The sequence below is a fragment of the Mycobacterium sp. genome, from assembly GCF_049647605.1.
Taxonomy (GTDB): Bacteria; Actinomycetota; Actinomycetes; order Mycobacteriales; family Mycobacteriaceae; genus Mycobacterium.
Genome location: NZ_JBARXZ010000086.1, coordinates 13,094 through 34,938 on the forward strand (window position 1 = coordinate 13,094; position 21,845 = coordinate 34,938).

Below are 21,845 nucleotides of genomic sequence, written 5' to 3' on the forward strand. Positions count from 1 at the left end.
GCTCCGGAAGCCGAGGAGGTCCTCGTGAGCAGGTTCACCGAGAAGATGTACTACAACGCCGCGACCAGTTCGAAAGGCATGGTCACCGGAGAACCACACGAGCCGGTCCGCCACACCTGGGGTGAGGTGCACGAGCGGGCCCGCCGCATCGCCGGTGGGCTGGCCGCCGGTGGCGTGGGCCCCGGGGACGCCGTGGGCGTGCTGGCCGGATATCCGGTGGAAATCGCCCCGACCGCCCAGGGACTCTGGATGCGCGGCGCCAGCCTCACGATGCTGCACCAGCCGACCCCCCGGACCGACCTGGCCGTCTGGGCCGAGGACACCCTGACGGTGATCCAGATGATCGAGGCCAAAGCCGTGATCGTCGCCGAACCGTTTGTGGTCGCCATTCCGGTGCTCGAGGAAAAGGGCATCCAGGTGCTCAAGGTCAGTGACCTGCTGGCCGCCGACCCGATCGACCCGGTGGAGACCGATGAGGACGACCTGGCGCTGATGCAGCTGACGTCGGGCTCGACCGGATCGCCCAAAGCGGTGCAGATCACGCACCGCAACATCTACTCCAACGCCGAAGCGATGTTCATCGGCGCGGAGTACGAGGTCGACAAAGACGTCATGGTCAGCTGGCTGCCCTGTTTCCACGACATGGGCATGGTCGGCTTCCTGACCATCCCGATGTACTTCGGCGCCGAACTGGTCAAGGTGACGCCGATGGACTTCCTGCGCGACACCCTGCTGTGGGCCAAGCTCATCGACAAGTACCAGGGCACCATGACGGCAGCCCCGAACTTCGCCTATGCACTGTTGGCCAAGCGGTTGCGCCGCCAGGCCCAGCCTGGCCAGTTCGACCTGTCGACATTGCGGTTTGCGCTCTCCGGTGCCGAGCCGGTGGAGCCCGCCGACGTCGAGGACCTGTTGGATGCCGGCAAGCCGTTCGGGTTGCGGTCATCTGCGATCCTGCCCGCTTACGGCATGGCCGAGACCACCCTGGCGGTGTCGTTCTCGGAGTGCAACGCCGGCCTGGTGGTCGATGAGGTGGATGCCGATCTGCTGGCTGCGCTGCGCCAGGCGGTGCCGGCCACCAAGGGCAACACCCGCCGGTTGGCCACCCTGGGGCCGCTGCTGACCGATCTGGAGGCGCGGATCGTCGACGAGCACGGCAGTGTCATGCCCGCCCGCGGCGTCGGCGTCATCGAACTGCGCGGCGAGTGCCTGACCCCCGGCTACATCACGATGGGCGGTTTCATCCCGGCGCAGGACGAGCACGGCTGGTACGACACCGGTGACCTGGGCTACCTCACCGACAACGGACACGTTGTGGTGTGCGGTCGCGTCAAGGACGTCATCATCATGGCGGGACGCAACATCTACCCGACCGATATCGAGCGCGCCGCCGGTCGAGTCGAGGGCGTCCGTGCCGGATGTGCCGTGGCCGTGCGGCTGGACGCGGGGCACTCGCGTGAGACGTTTGCGGTTGCGGTCGAGTCGAACGCCTACCAGGACCCCGACGAGGTGCACCGCATCGAGCGCCAGGTGGCCCACGAGGTGGTTGCCGAGGTCGATGTCCGACCACGCAACGTTGTTGTGCTCGGACCCGGCACGATCCCCAAGACCCCGTCGGGCAAGCTGCGCCGCGCCAATTCGGTGGCACTGGTCACCGGCTGATACGTAGGTCGGTCTGTCGAGGGGCAGGGTGAAGCGGCGACCGAGACCGTCGTCGTGGCTGCCGCCTCCTTGGCCAGGTGGTCGAGCTTCATCAGTTGCGGCACAGCGTGATTGCTCGGCCCCCGCCACTGTCAGTGACGATGAGTGACCTGAAGGTCCTGAAGGCGGTGCGCACCGTTTGCATGGTCCAGCAGGTTCATGCCGGTCTGATCCAGTCGTTCACGGGAACACCGCCGGTCCCCGCAATCACTGGATCGACGAATAGTCCGGCAAGACAAAATCAGTGGCGGTGCTCTTCTTGGGCCTCGTGGCACGCAGCGCGAGTAGCCGCTGGGTGAACCTGTGCGCAAAAACCCTCCAAACAATATGGGCGAGCGCAACTTCCAGCCGATTCCTGACATGAATGAACCGGATCACGCGGGGGCTCAACTTCTTGTGGGTGTCCTCAACGTAGGGGCGCATGAGCCGCTCGTACGAGCTGAATGCCGCGGCGTAGTCCCGACGCTGTTTGAGCTCACCGGCGAGCACGTAGGCGCCGACGAGCGCCAAAGCCGTGCCGGATCCGGTGAACGGCGTAGGAGCGTATCCAGCATCACCCAGCAGCACGAACCGGCCCTTCGACCACTTCGAAGGCTGGACCTGACTCATTGGTCCGAACCAGAAGTCCTCGACCGTATCCAACTCTGCGCTGACCCGTTCGGCGACGGTTCCCCGACCTTTGAGCGCCTTGCGGAGCAGGTCTTTTTGAGCGATTTCATCGCGCGGCGCGGAGGGGTCTGCTTTGAGAAAAGTGGCTATGACTGTCGTCTTTTGGTCGTTCCCCGGCCGCAGGGCGATAAACGTCCCGCCAACACCATTCACGATGTTGGCCCAGTGATCATCGTGGGGGCGTCGCGGAATCATGAAGAAGGACATGTAGGCCCCAAGGTAACGAAAGTGAACATCCTCAGCCATGACCATCTTCCTGGTGGGGGAGTTGATGCCCTCGGCACAGATCACAAACTCGAAATCCTCTGTCGCACCGTCACTGAACGTGACCGAGACGCAGTGCTCTTTCTCTTCGAGCTGCGCGACAGAGATACCGAATCGGTACTCGCACTGTTCATGCGTTGAGTCGTAGAGGATTTGAGCGAAGTCGCCGCGGAGGATCTCGAAGTCTTGGGTGAGAGCACCGACAGCGCCCCTGGGGAACGTCGCGACCACGTTGCCGACGGCGTCGAGAAATTGTTGACCTTGTTCCAACGTGTTCTTGGCGTCGACCGCCTCGTTGAGCCCCATCCTCTCGAGGACCTGCTGCGCAGGTCCTTTGACATCAATGTTCTGTCCGCCGTCCCGCAGCTTTTCCGCCTTCTCGGCGATCACGACGGTGTAACCGTATTTGTGTAGCCAGTATGCGCAGGCGGGGCCTGCGATGCCGCCGCCGCAAATCAAGACCTTCTTCTCGACGTTCATGCAGTTGTCCTTCTGAGCGTTCATGAGTGTTGTTGTTCGGTTGCCGAACTACGGCCTGGGGGCGCGTCCGTCACACGCGGAGTGCGCCGAACAGCAGTATCGAGGTCAGCCGACGCGCAGCGAGAGTTCCACGTCCTGGCCACACGGTGCAGTCAGGTAACCGTTGGCGGGATCACGCATGTATGGCAGATACTCAGGGTAGAAGTCGGCGTTGTCGGCCACGACCAGGCCTCCTGTCGACAGATGGGGTTCGATGAGCGCCAAGATGTCGAGATAGAGGGGCTTGGCGCCGTCGAGCAACAACAGGTCAACATTGTCGGGAATGTCGGCGCTCAGCGTTGTGAGTGCGTCACCCTCGCGGAGTTCGACGAGATCGGCCAAACCTGCCTCCTCCAGATGCGCCTTCGCGCGCGCGATCTTGGAGGGCTCGAATTCGCTGCTGATCAGACGGCCACCGCCATTGTCGCGCAACGCGGCTGCGAGACAGATGGTCGAAAGGCCAAAAGACGTACCGAATTCCACGATCATGCTTGCGCGTCTGCTACGCGCGAGCATATACAGGACGCGGCCCGTCTCCCGTGAAACTGACATCGGCACATCCTTGAGGAGGCCGTAGAACTCGGTGTAGTCGGTCCTACTCCGGACCATCGCTTGCTGTTCTTGCTCTGACATGCCTTGCCAGCGTTCGGCGACGGAGGGATTGTGCCACGGCGAGACGGAATCGTTGGCCTCGAAAAGGCGATCGAGCAACCCGGCGACTGGGGCGGCGGTGAGGGTATTCATGGCGTGACTCCCAAGATTCGGATGTGCAGCAAGAATACGACGATTTAATCGCATTTGTTAGTCGCATTTCAGACCGCAGACATCGGCACTGGTGAGTAACCCGGGTGAGCAGGGATTGGACGGGTTGAGCGGGCTCGCTTCTCGCTGCTGGGGGCAGTAGGCCGATAGAAGCTCGTCAGGTTTTCTCGGGCGCTGCATGCGCCAGCTCAGCGACGTAAGCGCAGAACATGTCAGCCATCGCATCGGCGTAAGTCCGGATCTCTGCGGACGTGCGGGGGCTCTGGGAGAAGTCCTTCCCGACAGTGGTCAGTGTGGTAGTGATCATGTCCGCCGCCACGGTACGAGTTCGCTTCGGCGTGGTTGGCAGCATTTCCTGCATGAAGGAGTGAAAGATCTTGTCTCCAGACTCCTTCGCTGCTCGAGCTTCGGGCGCATCCCGGTACAGCGGCGCAGCGTCGTTGAGTGCCAGCCGCATGTCGGCCTCTTCGCATTCGGAACGGAGGAAGGCGTGAACCAGCGCACGAAGCCGTTCGGCTGGCGGCGTGCGAACATCCTGCAGGATGCTGGCCAACAGCTGCGCCGTCTGCTCCCACTCATCGCTTTGCAGCCTGAACAGGATGGCCGCCTTGTTCGGGAAGTACTGGTACAGGGAGCCGACACTGACCCCAGCCCTGTCCGCGACTCGCGCCGTTGTAAAGCGTTGTGCTCCTTCGTCCGCCAAAACCTGACTGGCGGCCTCCAGGATCGCGGAAACGAGTTCGGTCGAGCGGGTCTGCTTGGGCTGCTTTCGCGACGAAATCTGCGGTACTCGGCGATCGGTCATGGCTGTGCTCGTGCTCCCAACACATGCGTAGAAAAAATGCGATCAGTTAATCGCATTCTAACAACGCCATGAGTGATCGCCATCGAAACCCGCAACGGTGCCCCAACCCGATCGGACACCCTTATCGACGCGTGTGAACTGCAACCCCGTGCTGTCGAACCCGAACCCCGATGAGCTGGTTCGCGGATTGAAAGATCATCGATGAAATCGCTCGCCGGGCAGGGATCGCACCGTATAGCGTGCCGATCCTGCGCCTGGCTTCGAAGCTGGGAATCCGGCCAACGCCTCGGGCCCTTGCTGACATTGCAATTCGCACCGGGCCCTACGGGGATCTGTATGGGTTGCGACGTGGCGGGTTGAGCCTCAAAAGCTCGCAGCGTCTGAGGCTGGCATCGTTCTCGGCGACCATCAACCAACTGGTCAGCAGCACAAACGTATTCGGCACGAGGATGAACTTGTGCACTTCGATGCACCGGAAGTTGTCGCCGAGGCGTTGAGGCTGGGCGAGCGTCACCGAGTCGATCCAGAGTTTCCGCTCAGGCTGATTAGTCTGCGGGAGTTGAAATCTCACAACTCGTGGATGCACAACCTTCCATCGCTGATGCCAACGCGCCGTACACACACCGCACGGATGAATTCCAAGGACGCCGCTGACGCCGGGATTGTCAGCGGTGACCATGTGCGTATATCTTCCGCTGCGGGGGAAATCGAAACTGAAGCACTCGTGACCGATGAAATCATCGAGGGCACAATCACTGTGCCGCATGGCTGGGGCCATCGAAATGCTGGATGGCACCGGGCAAATCAAGCAGGTGGACCAAAAAACATGTTGGCCTCGACAGAGATCGAGGATATCGAGAGTCTCGCCGGAATGACGCTACTCGACGGCATATCGGTACGCATAGATCGGATTGCGCAATAGACGGTTCCGTTCGATCGATGCGGTAGCGTCGCAGACAGTATCCCCAGTCGAATCAGCAGTGGCGCAGGGTATCCGATCTACGGACCTTGCTTCGCGAGCGCAGCGGTGACACTCGCTTCGATGGCGTTATGGCTGCTGGTCAGGGTTGCGGTAGACCGCCGAGTTGTCCTGAGTTTCAAGACTCGGTGTCGTGCCGGAACCCCATCCAGAGCACACGCATCAACCGAACGCGCGTGCACATCCAAGCCAACGCTCGTGCGCTGAATGTTCACTGGGGCTCGCACATCTTGTGGCGCTCCCGACAGGACCCATTTCCTGTCGGGAGCCCGCGTTCACATGTGACTGGGCCCCACCCACTCATGTCCGACCAGGCTGAACGCGTATCCGTCAGGCTGATCTCGGCGCGATATCCGCCGCGGCGTCGGCGATCCGTCTCTGCGCCTCACCCGGAGAGATGCGTAACCGGCGCGCTAGCACGTCTGCCCAGGTGGCACCCGCGAACTCAACAGGGGTGGGGCCGGAGACCATGCGGGCGAGCAGCGTGCGCTGCGTGGTGGCCAGCTGCTTGGTGACGCCCTCCAGTCGGAGCAGCACCGCCCGCTGGTCCGCCGGCCGGAGCTGGTGGAGATGGGTGGCGACGGTACGTGCACCTTCGTCAATGGTGTCGAGAGCGGCGAGAATTTCATTCTTCGAACTCATGTGCGACACGCTAGCCCGAGCGTCTGACAAAACTCGGCTCCGACGTCGGTGACCGTGACGATCCCTACACTCGGGTAGGTGACGTTCACCACGCAACGACGCGGCTTCAACGACTCGATCACCCGGTTCTGGAGCTTTGCCGCCCCGGCCTACAACCAGCCCTGTCTGCAGCGCTGGGTCTATCGGCCCGCCCAGGACGAAGTGGTGGACACGCTGCGTTCGCGAGGATCGCAACGCATCGCCGACATCGCCTGCGGCACCGGCATCCTCACCGACCGCATCGAGCGGGAGCTGCGCCCTGACGAGATCTACGGCCTGGACATGTCCGACGGCATGCTGGCACAGGCCCGGCACCGTACGGACCGGGTGCGGTGGATGAAGAGTCCGGCCGAGGCCTTACCGTTTGCGGACGGCTTCCTCGACGCGGTGGTGACCACCTCGGCATTCCACTTCTTCGACCAGCCCGCCGCGCTGCGCGAGTTCCACCGCGTGCTGGCACCCGGCGGCCTCGTGGCGGTCACCACCATCAGCCCCCGCCAGCCGCTGCCCCTGCACGCGCTCTCCGCCGACCTCCGTACCCCGGCGCACAACCCGTCGCCCAGCGAGATGCGGAGACTGTTCGAGGATGCCGGCCTGGCCGTCACCGACCAGCACCGGGTGCACCGGCCGCTGTGGACGCAGCTGCTCTCGGACCTGATCACAGTGGGCGTCAGGCCGTCATAGGCGAGCCCTCGGGCATCGGCCTAATAGATGACGGGCAGCCGCAGCACCAACCGGGCGCCGCCCAGCGGGCTCTTCTCCAGAGCCGCTGTGCCACCATGCAATTCTGCTTGCTGCGCGACGAGCGCCAGGCCCAGACCCGAACCCGACCGTGACGCGGTGGATCCCCGCGCGAACCGGGCGAACACCTCGGTCCGCTCGGCCTCCGGCACCCCAGAGCCGTTGTCGTCGACCGCGATCTCGACACCTTCGGCCGAGCTCACCGCGCTGAGCCGGACCTCCGTCGCGCCACCGTGCTTGACGGCATTGGCGATCGCATTGTCGATGACCAGGCGCAGACCCGCAGGCAGACCCAGCATCAACACCGTCGGAGAGGGCGCCAGCGACACCGCCAGCTCGGGGTAGCTGTGCATGGCGTCGTGGGCGGCGCGGTCCAGCAGCTCGGTGATGTCCAGCGGGGCCAGATCGTCGGCCGTGGTCAATTCCCCCTGCGCCAACCGCTCCAGCGCGGTCAGCGTCGCCTCGATCCGCGACTGGGTGCGAATGATGTCGCTGACCAGCTCGTCACGCTGCTGGCGATCCAGATCCAGGGTCGAGAGCACCTCGAGGTTGGTGCGCATGGCGGTCAGGGGGGTCCGCAGCTCGTGGGAGGCGACCGCGGCGAAGTCCCGCGCCGACTCCAGAGCAGCCTTGGTGCGCTGCTGTTCGGTGCCGATGCGCGCCAGCATCCCCTCGACGGCCTCGGCGATCTCCTCGGCCTCGCGTACCCCCCGAACCTGCACATCGTCTGGGTTGGACTGTGCGTTGATGGCCCGAGCCTGCTGGGCGAGCAGCCGGAACGGATTCACCATGATCAGCGAGATCACCCAGCCGATCCCGAAAGTGCCGGCGATCAGGCTGCCGCAGATGATCAGCACCCGCAGGTGCAGCGCGTCGATGCGGCGTTCGGTTTCGGCCACCGGCGCGCCCAGCGAGATGGACGCCGGACCGGCGGCAAACGTCCGGACCCGGTACTCGACGCCGTCGATCGTGGTGTTCGCGTACCCGGTGCCGAGCTGCGGCAGCACGATCGACGGTGGCGCGGACACCGTGACGCCGCCGATGCGCGCGGTCCGCACCAGGCTGCCGTCAGGGGTGACCTGCTCGACATCGTCGGCACTGGGGGCACTGAGCAGATTCGAGAAATCGCCGAGGCTGCTCACCGAGTCCAGGCGCCGGTCCAACTGGCTGTACTGGTCGTTGGTGATCCCGATCCACACCCAGGCGCCGATGGTGACCACCGTCGCGATGACGCCGATCTCGGAGATGATGACGATGGTGCGCAGCGAAAGGATTCGTCGCGCCACCCGTATCAACCGGTAGAGACGGTCGCTGGCCACGCCGATCATCTTGCCTGACGGGCCGCGGCAGTGTTCGGAGGGTCGACAGCAGCGGAGTCGAGGCACGGTGGCGGCGGCCCCCGGATGTGCCGGGCCCCGCCTCCAGGGGCGGCCGGGATCGACGGCGGGTCACGAGCATCGATGGCACACTGTGGGCGTGGTCGGGGAATCGGTCGGGTATGTAGTGGGATCGTTCCTGATACCGGTCATCGGTCTGCTGCTGTTGATCCTGGGGATCTGGCGCTACCGCGTGGTGCAGGCGCAGCAGGTTTCGCGACGATGGTTGCCCCCGGGCCAGGTCCCGGCCACCCGGTCGAAGAGTATCGGCGGCCCCGTCACGATGATCGTCGCCGGCGGAGTGTTCTTCGTGCTGGGTCTGGCCGGGGCGGCCCTGACCGCGCTGGGGGCATCAACTGTTTCGGTACCAGCCGCCGCCCTGCAGGTAGGGCAATGCATCACCGATCAGTCGTACTCGTCGGCCGACATGTCGCCCACTCCGGCGGACTGCGCCGAGCGGGACGCGGTCTACGAACTCGCCCACGAGGGCAACGGGCCCGCGGCCACCTGTCCGGATGGGCAACGCGAAGACTCGGGATATGCGGTGCTGTTCAACAGTTCTCGTACGTTGTGCTTTGTCCTGAACGTCAACGAAGGTGAATGTTTCCGCGTCGACCCGGACGCGCAGCTGTTCACCCCCGTCGACTGCACCGACCCCACCGCGACCTCCAGGATCGACAGGATCATCAAGGGACAATCCGATCTGTCGCTGTGCCCGGCGGGGGCGCAGGGGGCGGTGTTCCCCGAGCCGAAGAGCACCTACTGTGTGGTGCCCCCGACCTGAGCCGGACCCGAGCGGTCCAGTTCGACCAGCACCGGCGCGTGGTCACTGGCCCCCTTGCCCCGTCGTTCGTCCTTCACGATCTCGCCGAGACACACCCGCGCCGCCAGAGCCGGTGACCCGAGGATGAAGTCGATGCGCATCCCGCGCCGCTTCTGGAAGCTCAGCTGCGTGTAGTCCCAGTAGGTGTAGACCCCGGGACCGGGTGTGAAAGGCCGTACCACATCCGAGAATTGGGCGTCGTTCATGGCCTGGAATGCGGCCCGCTCGGGCTCGGAAACGTGAGTGGACCCCTCGTAGGCGGCCACACTCCAGATGTCGTCGTCGGTAGGGGCGATGTTCCAGTCGCCGACGAGCGCGATCTGCGCGGCCGGGTCGTCACGCAGCCATTGCGCTGAAGTATCGCGAAGGGCGGCAAGCCAATCCAGTTTGTAGGTGTAGTGCGGGTCGGCCAGGCTGCGGCCGTTGGGAACGTAGAGGCTCCACACCCGCACCCCGCCGCACGTGGCCGCCAGCGCGCGGGCCTCGGCGGCCGCCTCGAGTTCGGGCTTACTGCTCCAGGTGGGCTGGCCGGCGAACCCGACCTCGACGTCCTCGAGGCCGACCCGGGAAGCGATCGCCACCCCGTTCCACTGGTTGAGGCCGACGTGGGCCACCTCGTAGCCCAGTGCGGCGAACGGCATGGTGGGGAACTGGGCGTCGGTGCACTTGGTTTCCTGCATGGCCAGGACGTCGACGTCGGCACGGGCCAGCCAATCCACCACCCGATCCACCCGGGTGCGAATCGAATTGACGTTCCATGTCGCCAGTCTCATGCTCTATCCCTCAGACTCCAGATGGCAGTATCGATTCCACAGACACGTACCGCACGCGGTGATGCAGGGCGAAGCCCATCGTCTCGTAGAGCCGGATCGCCGCCGCGTTGTCGGCGAGTACCTGCACATAACAGCGTTGCGCGCCGTGCTCGGCGCCCCAGGCCAGCAGCCCCGCGCAGAGGGTGCGAGCGTGTCCGCTGCGCCGCCGGTTCGGCGTCACCCGCACCGCCGAAATACCCAGCCAACGGGTACCGTCGGGCGCTTCGGTCACCGCGCCGCGCCCCACCGCCGCCGCGTCGATCGAGGCGAAGGTCACCACGCCGTCGACGACCGCGGTGAGCACGTCCGCGGGTACCTCACGCTGATACAGCGCCAGCCAACCCGGGTCCGGCGCTGTCGCGAACGTCACCTCGGGAGCCGGCCCCGGCTGGATGTCGCGCACCATCACCCGGCTTGCCTTCGTGCCTTCGGCGGGCACCCGCAGCAGCCGCTCCGGAAGCGCCAGGACTGCCGGTACATCACGGTCGCGGTACCAGTCGGCAATGGCGGGCAGATCGGTCAGTGCAGCCGACATCTGCAGCGGTACAGCAGAATTGGCTCTGCTGGTGTGGCCGTCGGCGGCGCGCAGGAACCAGCCGCCGACCCAGTGCTGTTCGGTGCCCGGCCAGGCCAGCGCGGCAGCGTGCTCCAGCGCGCGGATCTCGGAGTTGCGGATCGGCCGGTGGGACAGTTCGCGGACGCTGACGATGGCGGCCGGCATGACCTCCACAACACCGTCGGACACGGTCTGCACCAGCACCACCGGGTTGGTGGCGATCAGGTGCCCGATCACGTCGGTCAGTCCGTCGGGGAGCCGATACCGGATGCTGACCCGATTGCCGACGGCCGGCAGTTCCACGGTCAGTGCCCGAACGGGTCAGGTCCCTCGCCGGGTGTCCAGGAAAGGCCGGGCACACCCCAGCCCTGGCTCTTGACCACCCGCTTGGCGGAGCGGGCGTGCCGGCCGACGAGGCGGTCGAGGTACAGGAACCCGTCGAGGTGGCCGGTCTCGTGCTGCAGCATGCGAGCGAACAGTCCGGTGCCTTCGAGGGTGACGGGGGAGCCGTCGGCGTCGAGACCCGACACGCGCGCCCAGTCGGCCCGGCCGGTGGGGAACGATTCTCCGGGCACCGACAGGCAGCCCTCGTCGTCGTCGTCGGGGTCGGGCATGGTCTCCGGCACTTCAGAGGTCTCCAGCACCGGGTTGATCACCACCCCGCGGCGCCGGGCGGTCTGCTTGCGATCGTCGGCGCAGTCATAGACGAATACCCGCAGCGGCACGCCGATCTGGTTGGCGGCCAAGCCGACTCCGTACGCGGCGTCCATGGTTTCGTAGAGATCGGTGATGAGGTCACCGACGTCGTCGGGCAGTTTCCCGTCCGGCCCCACGGGTACCGGTTGGGTCGGTGTGTGCAGAACGGGGTCCCCGACGATGCGGATCGGAACGACGGCCATGGTCGGCAAGCTTAAGTCAGCCGACGCGCGGGCACGGGTGCCGTCCCAAGTGTCGCCCGCGTGGTTGAATAATCGCCGGAACCACAGCGATGTCATTTAGTTGGCGAACGGCCACAGGGAGCGATATGGAAGGCGCCATGGCGAGGGCTGAGCGTTCGGGGGATGACGCTGAGCTCAGCGATGGGCTGACTCGTCGTGAACACGACATCTTGGCCTTCGAGCGGCAATGGTGGAAGTACGCCGGATCCAAAGAGGACGCGATCAAAGAATTGTTCTCGATGTCGGCGACTCGTTACTACCAAGTGCTCAACGCACTTGTCGAAAGTCCGGAGGCGCTGGCCGCCGATCCGATGTTGGTGAAGCGGCTGCGTCGGCTACGGGCCAGCAGGCAGAAGGCCCGTGCGGCGCGCAAGCTGGGCTTTGACATCACCTGAGCTAGGGTGGACGCGATGAACGAGCGCGTTCCAGACTCCTCCGGGCTGCCACTGCGCGCCATGGTCATGGTGCTGTTGTTTCTTGGTGTGGTGTTCTTGTTGGTCGGATTCCAGGCTCTGGGATCCGGCGGTGACGATGACGACACCGCCACCGGACCGACCGTGACCACCACAACATCCGCGGCACCGGCCACCACGTCGAAATCACCCGAGCCGGACGTGCCACGTCCCGAGGTGCGGGTGTTCAACATCTCCGAAGCCCCCGGGGCGGCCGAAGGCACCGCGGATCGGCTGCGCACCGATGGCTGGACGGTTGCGGAAACCGGCAACCTGGTGCTGCCGGGGGTGCCGGTCACCACCGTCTACTTCGGTGAAGGCGAACAGGAAGCCGCCGACGAGCTGGGACGGTTGCTCGAGGCGCCCGTCGAACCCCGCATCCCCGAGGTTGCCGAGCTACCACCCGGGCTGATCGTGGTAGTCACAGGTTAGGACGGTCGGCGATGCGGCGACGGAGGAGCCGGGGAGGCAGGGCCGGACTGCGAACAGTTAGGCTGGCGCGCATGCCCGCCAGCTTGCTGAAGAAGCCCGCTATCGCCCTTGCGCTAGTCGCCCCCGTGGTCGGACTGACTGCGTGTGCCCCGTACGAACCGGTCGCGACCACACCCGGGACCACTCCCGCGGTCTGGACGCCCTCGCCTTCTCCGTCGGCATCCCCCGGCGGGGAGGCCCACGGTGGCGCCGGTGGCAGCGCTCCGGGCGGCGGCTCCACCCTCGAAGTGCCGATCAACAACGCCCGGGGCTCCGAAGTGGCCACTGCCACATTCGAATTCAGCTCCGGATACACCACCGTCACGGTCCAGACCACCGGCACCGGCCAGTTGACTCCCGGCTTCCACGGTCTGCACATCCACTCGGTGGGTGTCTGTGAGGCCAACTCGGTGGCCCCGACCGGCGGCGCGCCCGGTGACTTCAACTCTGCCGGCGGCCACTTCCAGGCCCCCGGTCACAGCGGCCACCCCGCCAGCGGCGACCTGAGCTCGTTGCAGGTCCGTGAGGACGGCTCGGCCTTGTTGGTCACCACCACCGACGCCTTCACCGAGGACGACCTCCTGGCGGGGCAGAAGACGTCGATCATCATCCACGAGAACGCGGACAACTTCGCCAACATCCCGCCGGAGCGCTACAACCAGGTCAATGGCACGCCGGGTCCGGATGCCGTGACCATGGCCACCGGCGACGCCGGTAGCCGGGTGGCTTGCGGTGTCATCGGCGGGGAATAGCCCCGAACACATCGACTTCGCCGGTTCCTACCGGCCGACCGTCGGCGTCGAATGGGAGTTCGCCCTCGTCGACGCGGCGACGCGCGACCTGAGCAATGATGCCGCGGGGGTGATCGCCGAACTGGGCGAGAACCCGCGCGTGCACAAAGAACTGCTACGCAACACCGTCGAGGTCGTCACCGGCATCTGCGACAACGCCGGACAGGCCATGGACGATCTGTCCGGCACACTGCGCACGGTGCGGCAGGTGGTGCGCGACCGCGGCATGGAACTGTTCTGCGCCGGAACCCATCCGTTTGCGCAGTGGTCTGAGCAGAAACTCACCGACGCACCGCGATACGCCGAGCTGATCAACCGCACCCAGTGGTGGGGCCGGCAGATGCTGATCTGGGGAGTGCACGTCCACGTCGGGGTGTCCAGCGCCCACAAGGTGATGCCGATCGTCAGCTCGCTGCTCAACCAATACCCGCACCTGCTGGCGCTGTCGGCGTCGTCACCGTGGTGGGAGGGGGAGGACACCGGTTACGCCAGCAACCGGGCGATGATGTTCCAGCAGCTCCCCACCGCGGGCCTGCCATTCCAGTTCCAGACGTGGCGCGAATTCGAAGGCTTTGTGCACGACCAGAAGAAGACCGGCATCATCGACCACATCAACGAGGTCCGCTGGGATGTCCGGCCGTCGCCGCATCTGGGCACGGTCGAGATCAGGATCTTCGACGGTGTCTCCAATATGCGCGAACTCAGTGCGCTGGTGGCGCTGACCCACTGCCTGGTCGTGGATCTCGACCGGCGACTCGACGCCGGCGAAGCGCTGCCGACCATGCCGCCGTGGCATGTCCAGGAGAACAAGTGGCGCGCCGCGCGTTACGGCCTGGATGCCATCATCATCCTCGACGCCGACAGCAACGAGCGGCTGGTCACCGAGGATCTCGACGATCTGCTGACCCGGCTCGAACCGGTGGCGCGATCACTGGGCTGTGCCGACGAGCTGGCCCGCGTCGCCGACATTCCCCGGCTAGGCGGTTCCTCGCAGCGTCAGCGGCGGGTGGCCGAGGAGAATGACGGAGACCTGCGTATGGTGGTCGATGCGCTGATCGACGAACTCGTCATCTAGGTCAGGTCCATGAATGTGACGCTCCGAAAGTATGTGCCGCTCCTCGCCGCGGTCGTCGCGGTGGGTGCCGCGGCGTGCTCCACCACCGTGCCGGGGACGCCGCAAGCGCAACCGGGGGCGGCCACGTCGGCGCCCACCACAACAACCTCGCCACCGACAACAACCACGCCGGCACCGCGGACCTCAGGGACCCCGGGAGCGCCGACGGTGCCGCCGGTGCCGACCCGCACCCCACCGAGTTCAACCGGCGCCCCGGGCCTGGCGAACACCACCTGCGGCGACTACGTCGATCTCGACGAGGAATCCCAGCGGCGGGTGATCAGTGCAATCGGCGCGCAGAACGACCTCGTGTCGCTGAACCCCGAGTTGTGGATCAGCCTCGCCAGTGCGCTGTGTACGTTCGCCACACCATCGACCACCGTGCGAGAAGTGCTGGAAGGTCAGGGAATTCGCTGATGAGCCAGGGCAGCGTAGCGGCGATACCGATGTTTTCGCTGGAGTCGGCGATGCTGCCCGGCGAAGAACTGCCACTGCGGATTTTCGAACCGCGCTATTCCGCGCTGGTACGCGACACCCTCGACCGCGACGACAAATCGTTCGGGGTGGTGCTGATCGCCCGCGGCCGGGAAGTCGGCGGAGGCGATGAACGCCACGATGTGGGGGTCCGGGCCAAGATCGCGGCGTTCGAGGATTTCGGCGACGGCAAGTACCGGCTCAGGTGCCGGCTGACCGAGCGCATCCGGGTCCGGGAGTGGCTGCCCGACGACCCGTATCCGCGTGCCGTGGTGGAGCCGTGGCCCGATGAAACCGGTCCGGTGCGAGACGGCAGCGTCGCCGAGATCGAGGAGCGGATCTGGGGGCTGTTCGAGCGGATAGCCACCGCAAAGGATGCCCGGCTGCCGCAACGGACCGAACTCCTGGGCGACGGTCAGGACGTCCCGGCTGGACGACGGCTCTATGAGCTGGCCGGCCGGATGCCGATGGGCACTGCCGACAAGTACTCGATCCTGGCGGCACCCTCACCCGCCGATCGATTGGCGGCGCTCACCGATGCCATCGACACCGTCACCGCGATGGTGGAATTCCAGCTCGCCGGCGAGTAGCGCCGCTACTTGCCCTTCTGGCGCATCTCGTCGATCGTGAACAGGTCTTCCTGTTCACTCTGCTCCCGGTAGGCCAGCTGCCCGACGCGTTGGGCGATCACCGGCGCGGTGATCACGGTGAACAACCCCGTCAGGATGATCATGCCGACGTCGGCGTGCCCGCGCAGCCGGATTGCCGCACCGATCAGGACCAGCAGCAGCCCGAGGGTCTGCGGTTTGCTGGCAGAGTGCATGCGTGACAACGTATCCGGGAACCGGACCACACCGATTGCGGCGGTCAGGGCGAACGCGGAACCGCCCAGGATCAGCAGGCCGGAGATGATGTCCAACGTGTTCATCGCTTCATCCCCTTGGGCTTGACCCCGGTGTTGTCAGGCACCCGGAACCGGGCGACGCTGACCGAGCCGACAAAGCTGATGAGGGCCAGCGCCGCCAGGCTGTAGGTGACGGTGGTGTCGAGGCTGAACGCCGCCCAGGTGCCGATCGAACACATGGTGACCGCAACCAGGGTGTCCAGCGCGACCAGGCGGTCCAGGGTGCTCGGCCCGGCCAACAACCGGAACATGGTGATGGACGCCGCGGCGATCAGCATCACGGCCGCGATCAACCAGATGGAGTTCATGCGCGGCCCCTCGGGTTCATGCGGGGCGCCGAGCCGGGTGTGCCCGGTTGTGACGTCATCGTGGGGTCTCCTCGCTGTCCTGGGCGAGCTCTTCCCGCGATGCCGGACGCCACTCGGATTCACGCTCGAAGGCCGCGATCAGCAACCGCTCGGTTGCCGCGACCTGGCTGTAGAACTGCTTGACGGCACGCTCGGAGCCGACGTCGATGACGTGGGCGTAGATCAGGCGACGCACCTGGTCGATCTCCAGCACGATCGAGCCGGGGATCAGATTGCAGATGTTGACCGCCAACGCCAGCACCAGATCCGACTTCACGTTGACCTGGGCGCGCAGCACCGCGTTGAGCGGCGGCGGCCCGGGCCGCAACGCCAGCCAAGCCACCTGGACGCTCGACACCAACAGATTCCAGGCCACCCAGGCCAGCAGATGCAGCAACGACAGCAGGTGCACTTTGCCCTGCACCGGGACCGGCGGCAACGGCAGCAGCAGGGTGACGGTCAGGGCGACCGCCATACCGCCGAGCACATTGGCCGCAGAGATGTCACCCCACAACAGGACCCACACCAGTGTCAGCCAGATGAGCACCCAGATTCGCAGCGTCACCAAGCGCATGGTGGGTTTCTTCACGGCTGGTCACCTCCGATCACCGCGGTGATGTACTCGCTACGGTCGATCACCTCGTTTGCCGCACGCTCGCTGTAGGCGAAGATCGGTCCGGCGGCCACGGTCAGTGCCACCCCGACACCGATCAGCGCCATGGTGGGCGCCAGCATGGCCACCGGCATCCGGCCCACGTCGTCACGTTCGTCGAACGCGATGTCCTCTTCGTCGTCGAGCAGCACCGCGGGTACCGCCGCCGACAGTTCGCCTTCCGGAGCGTCGTTACGGGCCCGCCAGAACGCCTTCGTCCACACCCTGGCCACCACGTACAACGTGAGCAGACTGGTGACGACGCCGCCACCCACCAGGATCCAGGCGAGTACGGAACCATCGGCGGTACCGGCTTCCAACAGCGCGACCTTTCCGATGAATCCCGAGAACGGTGGAATGCCACCGAGATTGAGCGCGGGAATGATGAAGACGAAGGCGAGCAGGGGACTGGCGCCGGCCAGCCCGCCGAGTCTTCGCAGGGTCGAGGCGCCGGCCTGACGTTCGATGAGGCCCACCACCAGGAACAGTGTGGTCTGCACGATGATGTGGTGCGCCACGTAATAGATGGCGCCCGACATCCCGAGCTCGCTCGACAGCGCGATACCGAACACCATGTAGCCGATATGGCTGACCAGGGTGAACGACAACAACCGTTTGATGTCACTCTGCGCGATCGCACCCAGGATGCCCACCACCATCGTCACCAGGGCGGCGATCAGGAGCATCGGGTTCATCCCGCCGTCGGGGAACAGCAGGGCGTGTGAGCGGATGATCGCGTAGACGCCGACCTTGGTGAGCAGTCCGGCGAACACCGCCGTCACCGGGGCGGGTGCTGTCGGGTAGGAGTCGGGCAACCATGTCGACAACGGGAACACCGCCGCCTTGATCCCGAACGCCACCAGCAACACCGCAAAAAGCGCACTGCGGGTGCCCGAGGGGACGTCGTCGAGACGCAACGCCAGCTCTGCCATGTTCAGGGTGCCGGTGGCCGCGTACACCAGGGCCAGGCCCAGCAGGAAGATCAGCGACGACACCATGGACACCATCACGTAGGAGATGCCCGCTCGCACCCGGTCCTTGCTGGCGCCGATGGTCAGCAGCACAAAGCTGGCGGTGAGGAAGATCTCGAAGCCGACGAACAAATTGAACAGATCGCCGGCCAGGAAGGCGTAACAGACACCCGCCGACAGCACCAGGTACGTCGGCAGGAAGATCGACACCGGCTGCCGGTCGTCGCCGTCGCGAATACCCTGGCCGATGGCGTAGAACACCACCGCCACCAGCACGATCGACGACACCACCAGCATGAGTGTCGACAGCCGGTCCGCCACCAGGGTGATGCCCAGCGGGCCCATCCCCGGTTCGCTCTGCCCCCAACCGCCGACCTGCAATGCCTGGGTGCCACCCTGGTCGACCACATACAGCAGGGTGGCGCAGACGGCGACCACCGCGGCCAGCGCCGAGACCGTGATGACTCGCTGGGTGCGGGGTTCGCGGCTGGCGATCAAGGTCGCCGCCGCCGCCAGCAGCGGGATCAGCACCGGCAGCGGGATCAGGACTTGGGCCAAGTAGTCGTTCATCTGGGCATCACCGGGACCCCTCATGCCCGGGTAGGGCGTCGAGCTCGTCGGGTTCGTCGGTGTCGGGATGGCGAGGTGCGGAAACGGTCGCAGCGTCTTCGTCGATCTCGGCCACCTCGGCCTCTTGGGAGACCCGGGTGTCCTCGGGGTCGTCGGCCACTTCTTCGGCGGTGGTCAGGCGGTAGGAGCGGTACGTCAGCGCCAGGACAAACGCGGCGACACCCATGGTGATGACGATCGCGGTGAGGATCATGGCCTGGGCCAGCGGATCGGCCGTCGCCGTCTCGTCGCCACTGGTGCGTCCGCGTACCGGCGGGTTCCCGGACGGGCCACCGACGGTGAGGATCAGCAGATTCAACGCGTTGCCGATCAGCAACAGCCCCAACAGCATCCGGGTGAGATTGCGTTCCAGCAGCAGGTAGACCCCGCAGCTGGTCAGACCACCGATGAGGACCAGCGGCACCAGATAGGTCGTCATCGGCGCACCCCCGACATCATGGGTGCCCGTTGCGGCACCTCGACATCGATCCGAGCTCCCAGACTGCGCAGCACGTCGAGCACCAAGCCGACGACGATGAGATACACCCCCAAATCGAAGAACAATGCGGTGACGAACTTGATGTGGCCCAGCACCGGCACGTCGAGTTCCACAACGGCCGACGACAGTGCCGGCGCACCCAGGATCACCGAGGCCACCGCGGTGGATGCGGCAAAGCCCAGGCCGACGCCCAGGATCTTGCCCGCGTCCAGCGGCAGGGTCTCGCCGAGCTCGTAACGGCCGCCCGCCAGATACCGCAGGACCAGCGCCAGCCCGGCGGTCAGCCCGCCGGCGAACCCGCCGCCCGGCGTGTTGTGGCCGGTGAAGAAGAAGTACACCGACAGCACCATGATCAGCGGGAAGATGAGCCGGGTGGCGACTTCGAGGACCAGTGAGCGATACCGCGGATCGCGGTACTCGCTGCCGCGCAACCAGGTGGTGTCGCTGACGGCCGGGCTGTAGGCCATCACCACCCCGATATCGGGCTGTCCGGCCGGTTGCACGGTGGTCGGGACGCGCGGGGCCGAACCGAACCGGCGATGGCGGAAGACCAGCGACGCGACGCCGGTGGCCGCGACCAGCAACACCGAGATCTCGCCCAGAGTGTCCCAGGCGCGGATGTCGACCAGGATGACGTTGACCGTGTTGGAGCCGTGCCCGCGGTAATAGGCGGCGTCCGGCAGCAGCTCGGCTACCGGCCGCATGGTGCGGGCGGCCATCGCGAACACCGCCAGCGCCGTTACCGTCGCGCCCACTGCGATGGCCAGCGCGGCCCGTTGCAGGCGGAGTCGCTTCAGATTGCCCTCGGCTTCGGCCGGGAGGGTGCGCAACACCAGCACAAAGAACACCAGCGTCAACGTCTCGACGAGGAACTGGGTCAGAGCCAGGTCGGGGGCGCCGTGGAAGGCGAAGATCACGCCGCATCCGTAGCCGGCCACCCCGACCAGCAGCACCGAGGCCAACCGGTTGCGCATGACGACGGCGCCGAAGGCGCCCGCCAGCATCAGCAGACCCACCACCGGGGTGAGCACCGACTCCCACAGCTGCAGCTGGGGGCGGGCCCGATCTCCCGCAGCCAACGCCACCAGTGGGATCAGCACCAACGTTGTCAGGATCACCGACAGGGTGGCCGGGATGGAACCACGCTGAGTGGTGCCGGTGATCCGCAGTGCCACCAAGTCCAGCCACCGAAGGCTGGTGTCGTAGACCCGGTCGGCGTTACCCAGCGGCAGGAAGTGCAACCGGGCACGGCGCAGCCGGCTGCGGGTGAAGAACGACACGGTTCCGACGGTCAGGACGAGCGCCGACAGCAGCAGCGGCAGGTTGAAGCCATGCCACAGCGCGAGGTGGTAGTCGGCGCCGCCGGGCATCGATTCGGCGTAAGGATCGAGCACCTTCTCCAGCAGGCCCGGCATGATGCCGAAGACCAGGCCGAGGAGTGCCAGGACGCCGGGTGCCACCAGGAAGGTCAGCGGCGGCCGGTGCAGGCTGGCGACTCGGGTGCTCGGCTCACGCAGGCCCTTCTTGGCAAACGCACCCCACAGGAACCGCAGGCTGTAGATGGTGGTGAACACCGATCCGGTGACGATGCCGGCCAGGACCCACGGCGCCCAGGCGCCCAGCGGCTCGGCGTGCAGGACGGTCTCGAAGGCAGCTTCTTTTGCCACGAAGCCCAGGAACAGCGGCAACGCAGCCATGCTGGCGGTGGCCCCCGCGGCAATGGTCAACAGCAGGGGCATTCTGTTGCCCAGCCAGGCCAGCCTGCGGATGTCCCGGGTTCCGGTGGAGTGGTCGACGACTCCCACCACCATGAACAGTGCGGCTTTGAACATCGCATGCGCGCACAACATGGCCAGACCGGCGAGCATCACATCGCCGTCGCCGGTACCGACCAGCACGGTGATCATGCCCAGCTGGCTGACGGTGCCGAACGCCAGGATCAGTTTGAGGTCGTACTCGCGGATCGCGCGCCAACCGGCCAGGATCATCGTGACCAGCCCGAATGCCACCACCATGGGGCGCCACGGGCCGGCCTCGGCGAACCCGGGGGCCATGCGGGCCACCAGGTAGACGCCGGCCTTCACCATCGCCGCGGCGTGCAGGTAGGCGCTCACCGGGGTGGGGGCCGCCATCGCGCCGGGCAGCCAGAAGTGGAACGGGACGATCGCCGACTTCGACAGCGCGCCGATCAGGATCAGCACCAGGCCCACATTGACGGCCAGGCCGGTCGGCGGCGCGGCGATGAGGTCCGACAGTAGGTAGCTGCCGCCCAGCTCGCCCAGGATGATGATGCCGACCAGCATGGCCAGTCCACCCGCGGTGGTGACCATCAACGCCTGGGTGGCGGCGCGGCGGCTGGTGGCGCGTTCGGCATAGTGGCCGACCAGCAGGAACGACAGCACCGACGTCAGTTCCCAGAACACGTAGAGCAGTAGCAGGTTGTCGCTGACCACCAGGCCGAACATCACGCCGGAGAACGCGACGAGCTCAGCGGCGAAGCTCGGCAGTCGTTTCTCGGTGTGTTCGTCGTGGTGGTGGAAGTAGTCGGCGCAGTAGAACAGCACCAGGGCGCCGATGCCGAGCACCAGCACGCTCATCACGGCGGCCAGGGTGTCGAAGCGCAGATCGATGTCCATCGACAGCTCGGGCACCCAGGCTATGGTGAGCTTGGTGTCACTGCCTTGACTCGTGGGCCAGTTGTCGAAGACCCAGAACAGCGACGCCGCAGGTACCAATGCCAGCGGGTAGAAGGCCCGCCGGCCCCACCTGTTCACCAACAGCGGCGCGATCGCAGCGGCCACGGCGTGGGCGAACAGGACGGCGAGCATGGCACTCCGTTTTCGTTTTCTCAGGCGCGGAGCGTGCGAATACACGCACGTACGCGTCGACTTACGTCGGGGTGTCAGCCCACTGGTGGGCTCTGATCTTTACGGCT

The 21,845-nt window shown here is 65.9% G+C and carries 24 protein-coding genes; 10 read left to right on the forward strand and 14 right to left on the reverse strand.

Going from position 1 to position 21,845, the window contains the following annotated elements:
- Positions 1–24: 24 nt before the first annotated feature.
- Positions 25–1,662, forward strand: coding sequence for a fatty acyl-AMP ligase (locus WBB07_RS10830; protein ID WP_526307476.1), 1,638 nt, complete (start codon positions 25–27; stop codon positions 1,660–1,662).
- A gap of 246 nt (positions 1,663–1,908) precedes the next feature.
- On the opposite strand, the gene WBB07_RS10835 is transcribed toward WBB07_RS10830, so the two are convergent.
- From WBB07_RS10835 to WBB07_RS10845, 3 genes are all read right to left on the reverse strand, one after another.
- Positions 1,909–3,114, reverse strand: a complete 1,206-nt coding sequence (locus WBB07_RS10835; protein WP_526307478.1) for an FAD-dependent oxidoreductase — start codon at positions 3,112–3,114, stop codon at positions 1,909–1,911.
- A 105-nt stretch (positions 3,115–3,219) separates the two neighbouring features.
- Positions 3,220–3,897 (reverse strand): O-methyltransferase, encoded by a 678-nt coding sequence (locus WBB07_RS10840; RefSeq protein WP_526307480.1) that lies wholly within the window; start codon positions 3,895–3,897, stop codon positions 3,220–3,222.
- Positions 3,898–4,072: 175 nt separating this feature from the next.
- On the reverse strand, positions 4,073–4,720 hold the full coding sequence (locus WBB07_RS10845) for a TetR/AcrR family transcriptional regulator (protein WP_526307482.1): 648 nt from the start codon (positions 4,718–4,720) through the stop codon (positions 4,073–4,075).
- Between the two features lie 457 nt (positions 4,721–5,177).
- On the opposite strand from WBB07_RS10845, the gene WBB07_RS10850 reads away from it, so the two are divergent.
- Positions 5,178–5,642: a molybdopterin dinucleotide binding domain-containing protein gene (locus tag WBB07_RS10850; RefSeq protein ID WP_526307484.1), complete on the forward strand. Its 465-nt coding sequence runs from the start codon at positions 5,178–5,180 to the stop codon at positions 5,640–5,642.
- 387 nt (positions 5,643–6,029) lie between these two features.
- Here WBB07_RS10850 and WBB07_RS10855 read toward each other — a convergent pair whose 3' ends face one another.
- A complete protein-coding gene (locus WBB07_RS10855; RefSeq protein ID WP_526307486.1) occupies positions 6,030–6,341 on the reverse strand; it encodes a DUF222 domain-containing protein in 312 nt (103 codons plus the stop codon).
- Between the two features lie 78 nt (positions 6,342–6,419).
- Here WBB07_RS10855 and WBB07_RS10860 point away from each other — a divergent pair, with 78 nt between their 5' ends.
- Positions 6,420–7,064: a methyltransferase domain-containing protein gene (locus WBB07_RS10860; RefSeq protein ID WP_526307488.1), complete on the forward strand. Its 645-nt coding sequence runs from the start codon at positions 6,420–6,422 to the stop codon at positions 7,062–7,064.
- A 20-nt stretch (positions 7,065–7,084) separates the two neighbouring features.
- On the opposite strand, the gene WBB07_RS10865 is transcribed toward WBB07_RS10860, so the two are convergent.
- Positions 7,085–8,440 (reverse strand): sensor histidine kinase, encoded by a 1,356-nt coding sequence (locus tag WBB07_RS10865; protein WP_526307490.1) that lies wholly within the window; start codon positions 8,438–8,440, stop codon positions 7,085–7,087.
- Between the two features lie 157 nt (positions 8,441–8,597).
- On the opposite strand from WBB07_RS10865, the gene WBB07_RS10870 reads away from it, so the two are divergent.
- Positions 8,598–9,281 carry an LppU/SCO3897 family protein gene (locus tag WBB07_RS10870; RefSeq protein ID WP_526307492.1) on the forward strand — a complete coding sequence of 228 codons (684 nt, stop codon included), beginning with the start codon at positions 8,598–8,600 and terminating at the stop codon, positions 9,279–9,281.
- Here the strand turns inward: WBB07_RS10870 and WBB07_RS10875 are convergent.
- From WBB07_RS10875 to WBB07_RS10885, 3 genes are read right to left on the reverse strand one after another with little or no spacing between them, the layout of a single operon-like run.
- Positions 9,257–10,093: an exodeoxyribonuclease III gene (locus tag WBB07_RS10875; protein WP_526307494.1), complete on the reverse strand. Its 837-nt coding sequence runs from the start codon at positions 10,091–10,093 to the stop codon at positions 9,257–9,259. The genes WBB07_RS10870 and WBB07_RS10875 overlap by 25 nt on opposite strands.
- Before the next feature lie 10 nt (positions 10,094–10,103).
- Complete coding sequence (locus tag WBB07_RS10880; protein WP_526307495.1) at positions 10,104–10,991, reverse strand: N-acetylglutamate synthase, CG3035 family; 888 nt, start codon at positions 10,989–10,991, stop codon at positions 10,104–10,106.
- Between the two features lie 2 nt (positions 10,992–10,993).
- Positions 10,994–11,587, reverse strand: a complete 594-nt coding sequence (locus WBB07_RS10885; protein WP_526307497.1) for a peptide deformylase — start codon at positions 11,585–11,587, stop codon at positions 10,994–10,996.
- A gap of 125 nt (positions 11,588–11,712) precedes the next feature.
- Here WBB07_RS10885 and napA point away from each other — a divergent pair, with 125 nt between their 5' ends.
- From napA to WBB07_RS10915, 6 genes are all read left to right on the forward strand, one after another.
- Positions 11,713–12,021: a nucleoid-associated protein NapA gene (gene napA, locus WBB07_RS10890; RefSeq protein ID WP_526307499.1), complete on the forward strand. Its 309-nt coding sequence runs from the start codon at positions 11,713–11,715 to the stop codon at positions 12,019–12,021.
- A gap of 15 nt (positions 12,022–12,036) precedes the next feature.
- A complete protein-coding gene (locus WBB07_RS10895) occupies positions 12,037–12,510 on the forward strand; it encodes a LytR C-terminal domain-containing protein (RefSeq protein ID WP_526307501.1) in 474 nt (157 codons plus the stop codon).
- 71 nt (positions 12,511–12,581) lie between these two features.
- Positions 12,582–13,301 carry a superoxide dismutase[Cu-Zn] gene (gene sodC / locus WBB07_RS10900; protein ID WP_526307503.1) on the forward strand — a complete coding sequence of 240 codons (720 nt, stop codon included), beginning with the start codon at positions 12,582–12,584 and terminating at the stop codon, positions 13,299–13,301.
- Positions 13,282–14,415: a glutamate--cysteine ligase gene (locus WBB07_RS10905; RefSeq protein WP_526307505.1), complete on the forward strand. Its 1,134-nt coding sequence runs from the start codon at positions 13,282–13,284 to the stop codon at positions 14,413–14,415. The genes sodC and WBB07_RS10905 overlap by 20 nt, the downstream gene beginning before the upstream one ends.
- Positions 14,416–14,424: 9 nt before the next feature.
- Entirely contained in the window at positions 14,425–14,871 is a 447-nt protein-coding gene (locus tag WBB07_RS10910) for a hypothetical protein (protein ID WP_526307507.1), read from the forward strand.
- Positions 14,871–15,518, forward strand: coding sequence for an LON peptidase substrate-binding domain-containing protein (locus WBB07_RS10915; RefSeq protein ID WP_526307509.1), 648 nt, complete (start codon positions 14,871–14,873; stop codon positions 15,516–15,518). Before WBB07_RS10910 ends, WBB07_RS10915 begins: the two co-directional genes overlap by 1 nt.
- A 5-nt stretch (positions 15,519–15,523) precedes the next feature.
- Here WBB07_RS10915 and mnhG read toward each other — a convergent pair whose 3' ends face one another.
- The 6 genes from mnhG to WBB07_RS10945 are packed head-to-tail and all read right to left on the reverse strand — an operon-like array spanning position 15,524 to position 21,738.
- Entirely contained in the window at positions 15,524–15,856 is a 333-nt protein-coding gene (mnhG, locus tag WBB07_RS10920) for a monovalent cation/H(+) antiporter subunit G (RefSeq protein ID WP_526307511.1), read from the reverse strand.
- Complete coding sequence (locus WBB07_RS10925; RefSeq protein WP_526307513.1) at positions 15,853–16,140, reverse strand: monovalent cation/H+ antiporter complex subunit F; 288 nt, start codon at positions 16,138–16,140, stop codon at positions 15,853–15,855. The genes mnhG and WBB07_RS10925 overlap by 4 nt, the downstream gene beginning before the upstream one ends.
- A gap of 55 nt (positions 16,141–16,195) precedes the next feature.
- Positions 16,196–16,753 (reverse strand): Na+/H+ antiporter subunit E, encoded by a 558-nt coding sequence (locus WBB07_RS10930; RefSeq protein ID WP_526307531.1) that lies wholly within the window; start codon positions 16,751–16,753, stop codon positions 16,196–16,198.
- 11 nt (positions 16,754–16,764) lie between these two features.
- A complete protein-coding gene (locus tag WBB07_RS10935; protein WP_526307515.1) occupies positions 16,765–18,372 on the reverse strand; it encodes a Na+/H+ antiporter subunit D in 1,608 nt (535 codons plus the stop codon).
- A 7-nt stretch (positions 18,373–18,379) separates the two neighbouring features.
- The gene (locus tag WBB07_RS10940; RefSeq protein ID WP_526307517.1) at positions 18,380–18,850 is read right to left on the reverse strand and encodes a Na(+)/H(+) antiporter subunit C; all 471 of its coding nucleotides are present in this window, start codon (positions 18,848–18,850) and stop codon (positions 18,380–18,382) included.
- Positions 18,847–21,738, reverse strand: a complete 2,892-nt coding sequence (locus tag WBB07_RS10945; RefSeq protein WP_526307519.1) for a Na+/H+ antiporter subunit A — start codon at positions 21,736–21,738, stop codon at positions 18,847–18,849. Before WBB07_RS10945 ends, WBB07_RS10940 begins: the two co-directional genes overlap by 4 nt.
- Positions 21,739–21,845 lie beyond the last annotated feature (107 nt).

Bases quoted from the DNA above. Each gene is read 5' to 3' on its own strand.
- WBB07_RS10910 (WP_526307507.1), top strand. From the start codon at position 14,425: ATGAATGTGACGCTCCGAAAGTATGTGCCGCTCCTCGCCGCGGTCGTC.
- WBB07_RS10935 (WP_526307515.1), bottom strand. From the start codon at position 18,372: ATGAACGACTACTTGGCCCAAGTCCTGATCCCGCTGCCGGTGCTGATC.
- WBB07_RS10845 (WP_526307482.1), bottom strand. From the start codon at position 4,720: ATGACCGATCGCCGAGTACCGCAGATTTCGTCGCGAAAGCAGCCCAAG.
- WBB07_RS10855 (WP_526307486.1), bottom strand. From the start codon at position 6,341: ATGAGTTCGAAGAATGAAATTCTCGCCGCTCTCGACACCATTGACGAA.
- WBB07_RS10915 (WP_526307509.1), top strand. From the start codon at position 14,871: ATGAGCCAGGGCAGCGTAGCGGCGATACCGATGTTTTCGCTGGAGTCG.
- WBB07_RS10885 (WP_526307497.1), bottom strand. From the start codon at position 11,587: ATGGCCGTCGTTCCGATCCGCATCGTCGGGGACCCCGTTCTGCACACA.
- mnhG (WP_526307511.1), bottom strand. From the start codon at position 15,856: ATGAACACGTTGGACATCATCTCCGGCCTGCTGATCCTGGGCGGTTCC.
- WBB07_RS10925 (WP_526307513.1), bottom strand. From the start codon at position 16,140: ATGAACTCCATCTGGTTGATCGCGGCCGTGATGCTGATCGCCGCGGCG.
- WBB07_RS10895 (WP_526307501.1), top strand. From the start codon at position 12,037: ATGAACGAGCGCGTTCCAGACTCCTCCGGGCTGCCACTGCGCGCCATG.
- WBB07_RS10940 (WP_526307517.1), bottom strand. From the start codon at position 18,850: ATGACGACCTATCTGGTGCCGCTGGTCCTCATCGGTGGTCTGACCAGC.
- WBB07_RS10875 (WP_526307494.1), bottom strand. From the start codon at position 10,093: ATGAGACTGGCGACATGGAACGTCAATTCGATTCGCACCCGGGTGGAT.
- WBB07_RS10945 (WP_526307519.1), bottom strand. From the start codon at position 21,738: ATGCTCGCCGTCCTGTTCGCCCACGCCGTGGCCGCTGCGATCGCGCCG.
- sodC (WP_526307503.1), top strand. From the start codon at position 12,582: ATGCCCGCCAGCTTGCTGAAGAAGCCCGCTATCGCCCTTGCGCTAGTC.
- WBB07_RS10835 (WP_526307478.1), bottom strand. From the start codon at position 3,114: ATGAACGTCGAGAAGAAGGTCTTGATTTGCGGCGGCGGCATCGCAGGC.
- napA (WP_526307499.1), top strand. From the start codon at position 11,713: ATGGAAGGCGCCATGGCGAGGGCTGAGCGTTCGGGGGATGACGCTGAG.
- WBB07_RS10930 (WP_526307531.1), bottom strand. From the start codon at position 16,753: ATGCGCTTGGTGACGCTGCGAATCTGGGTGCTCATCTGGCTGACACTG.
- WBB07_RS10840 (WP_526307480.1), bottom strand. From the start codon at position 3,897: ATGAATACCCTCACCGCCGCCCCAGTCGCCGGGTTGCTCGATCGCCTT.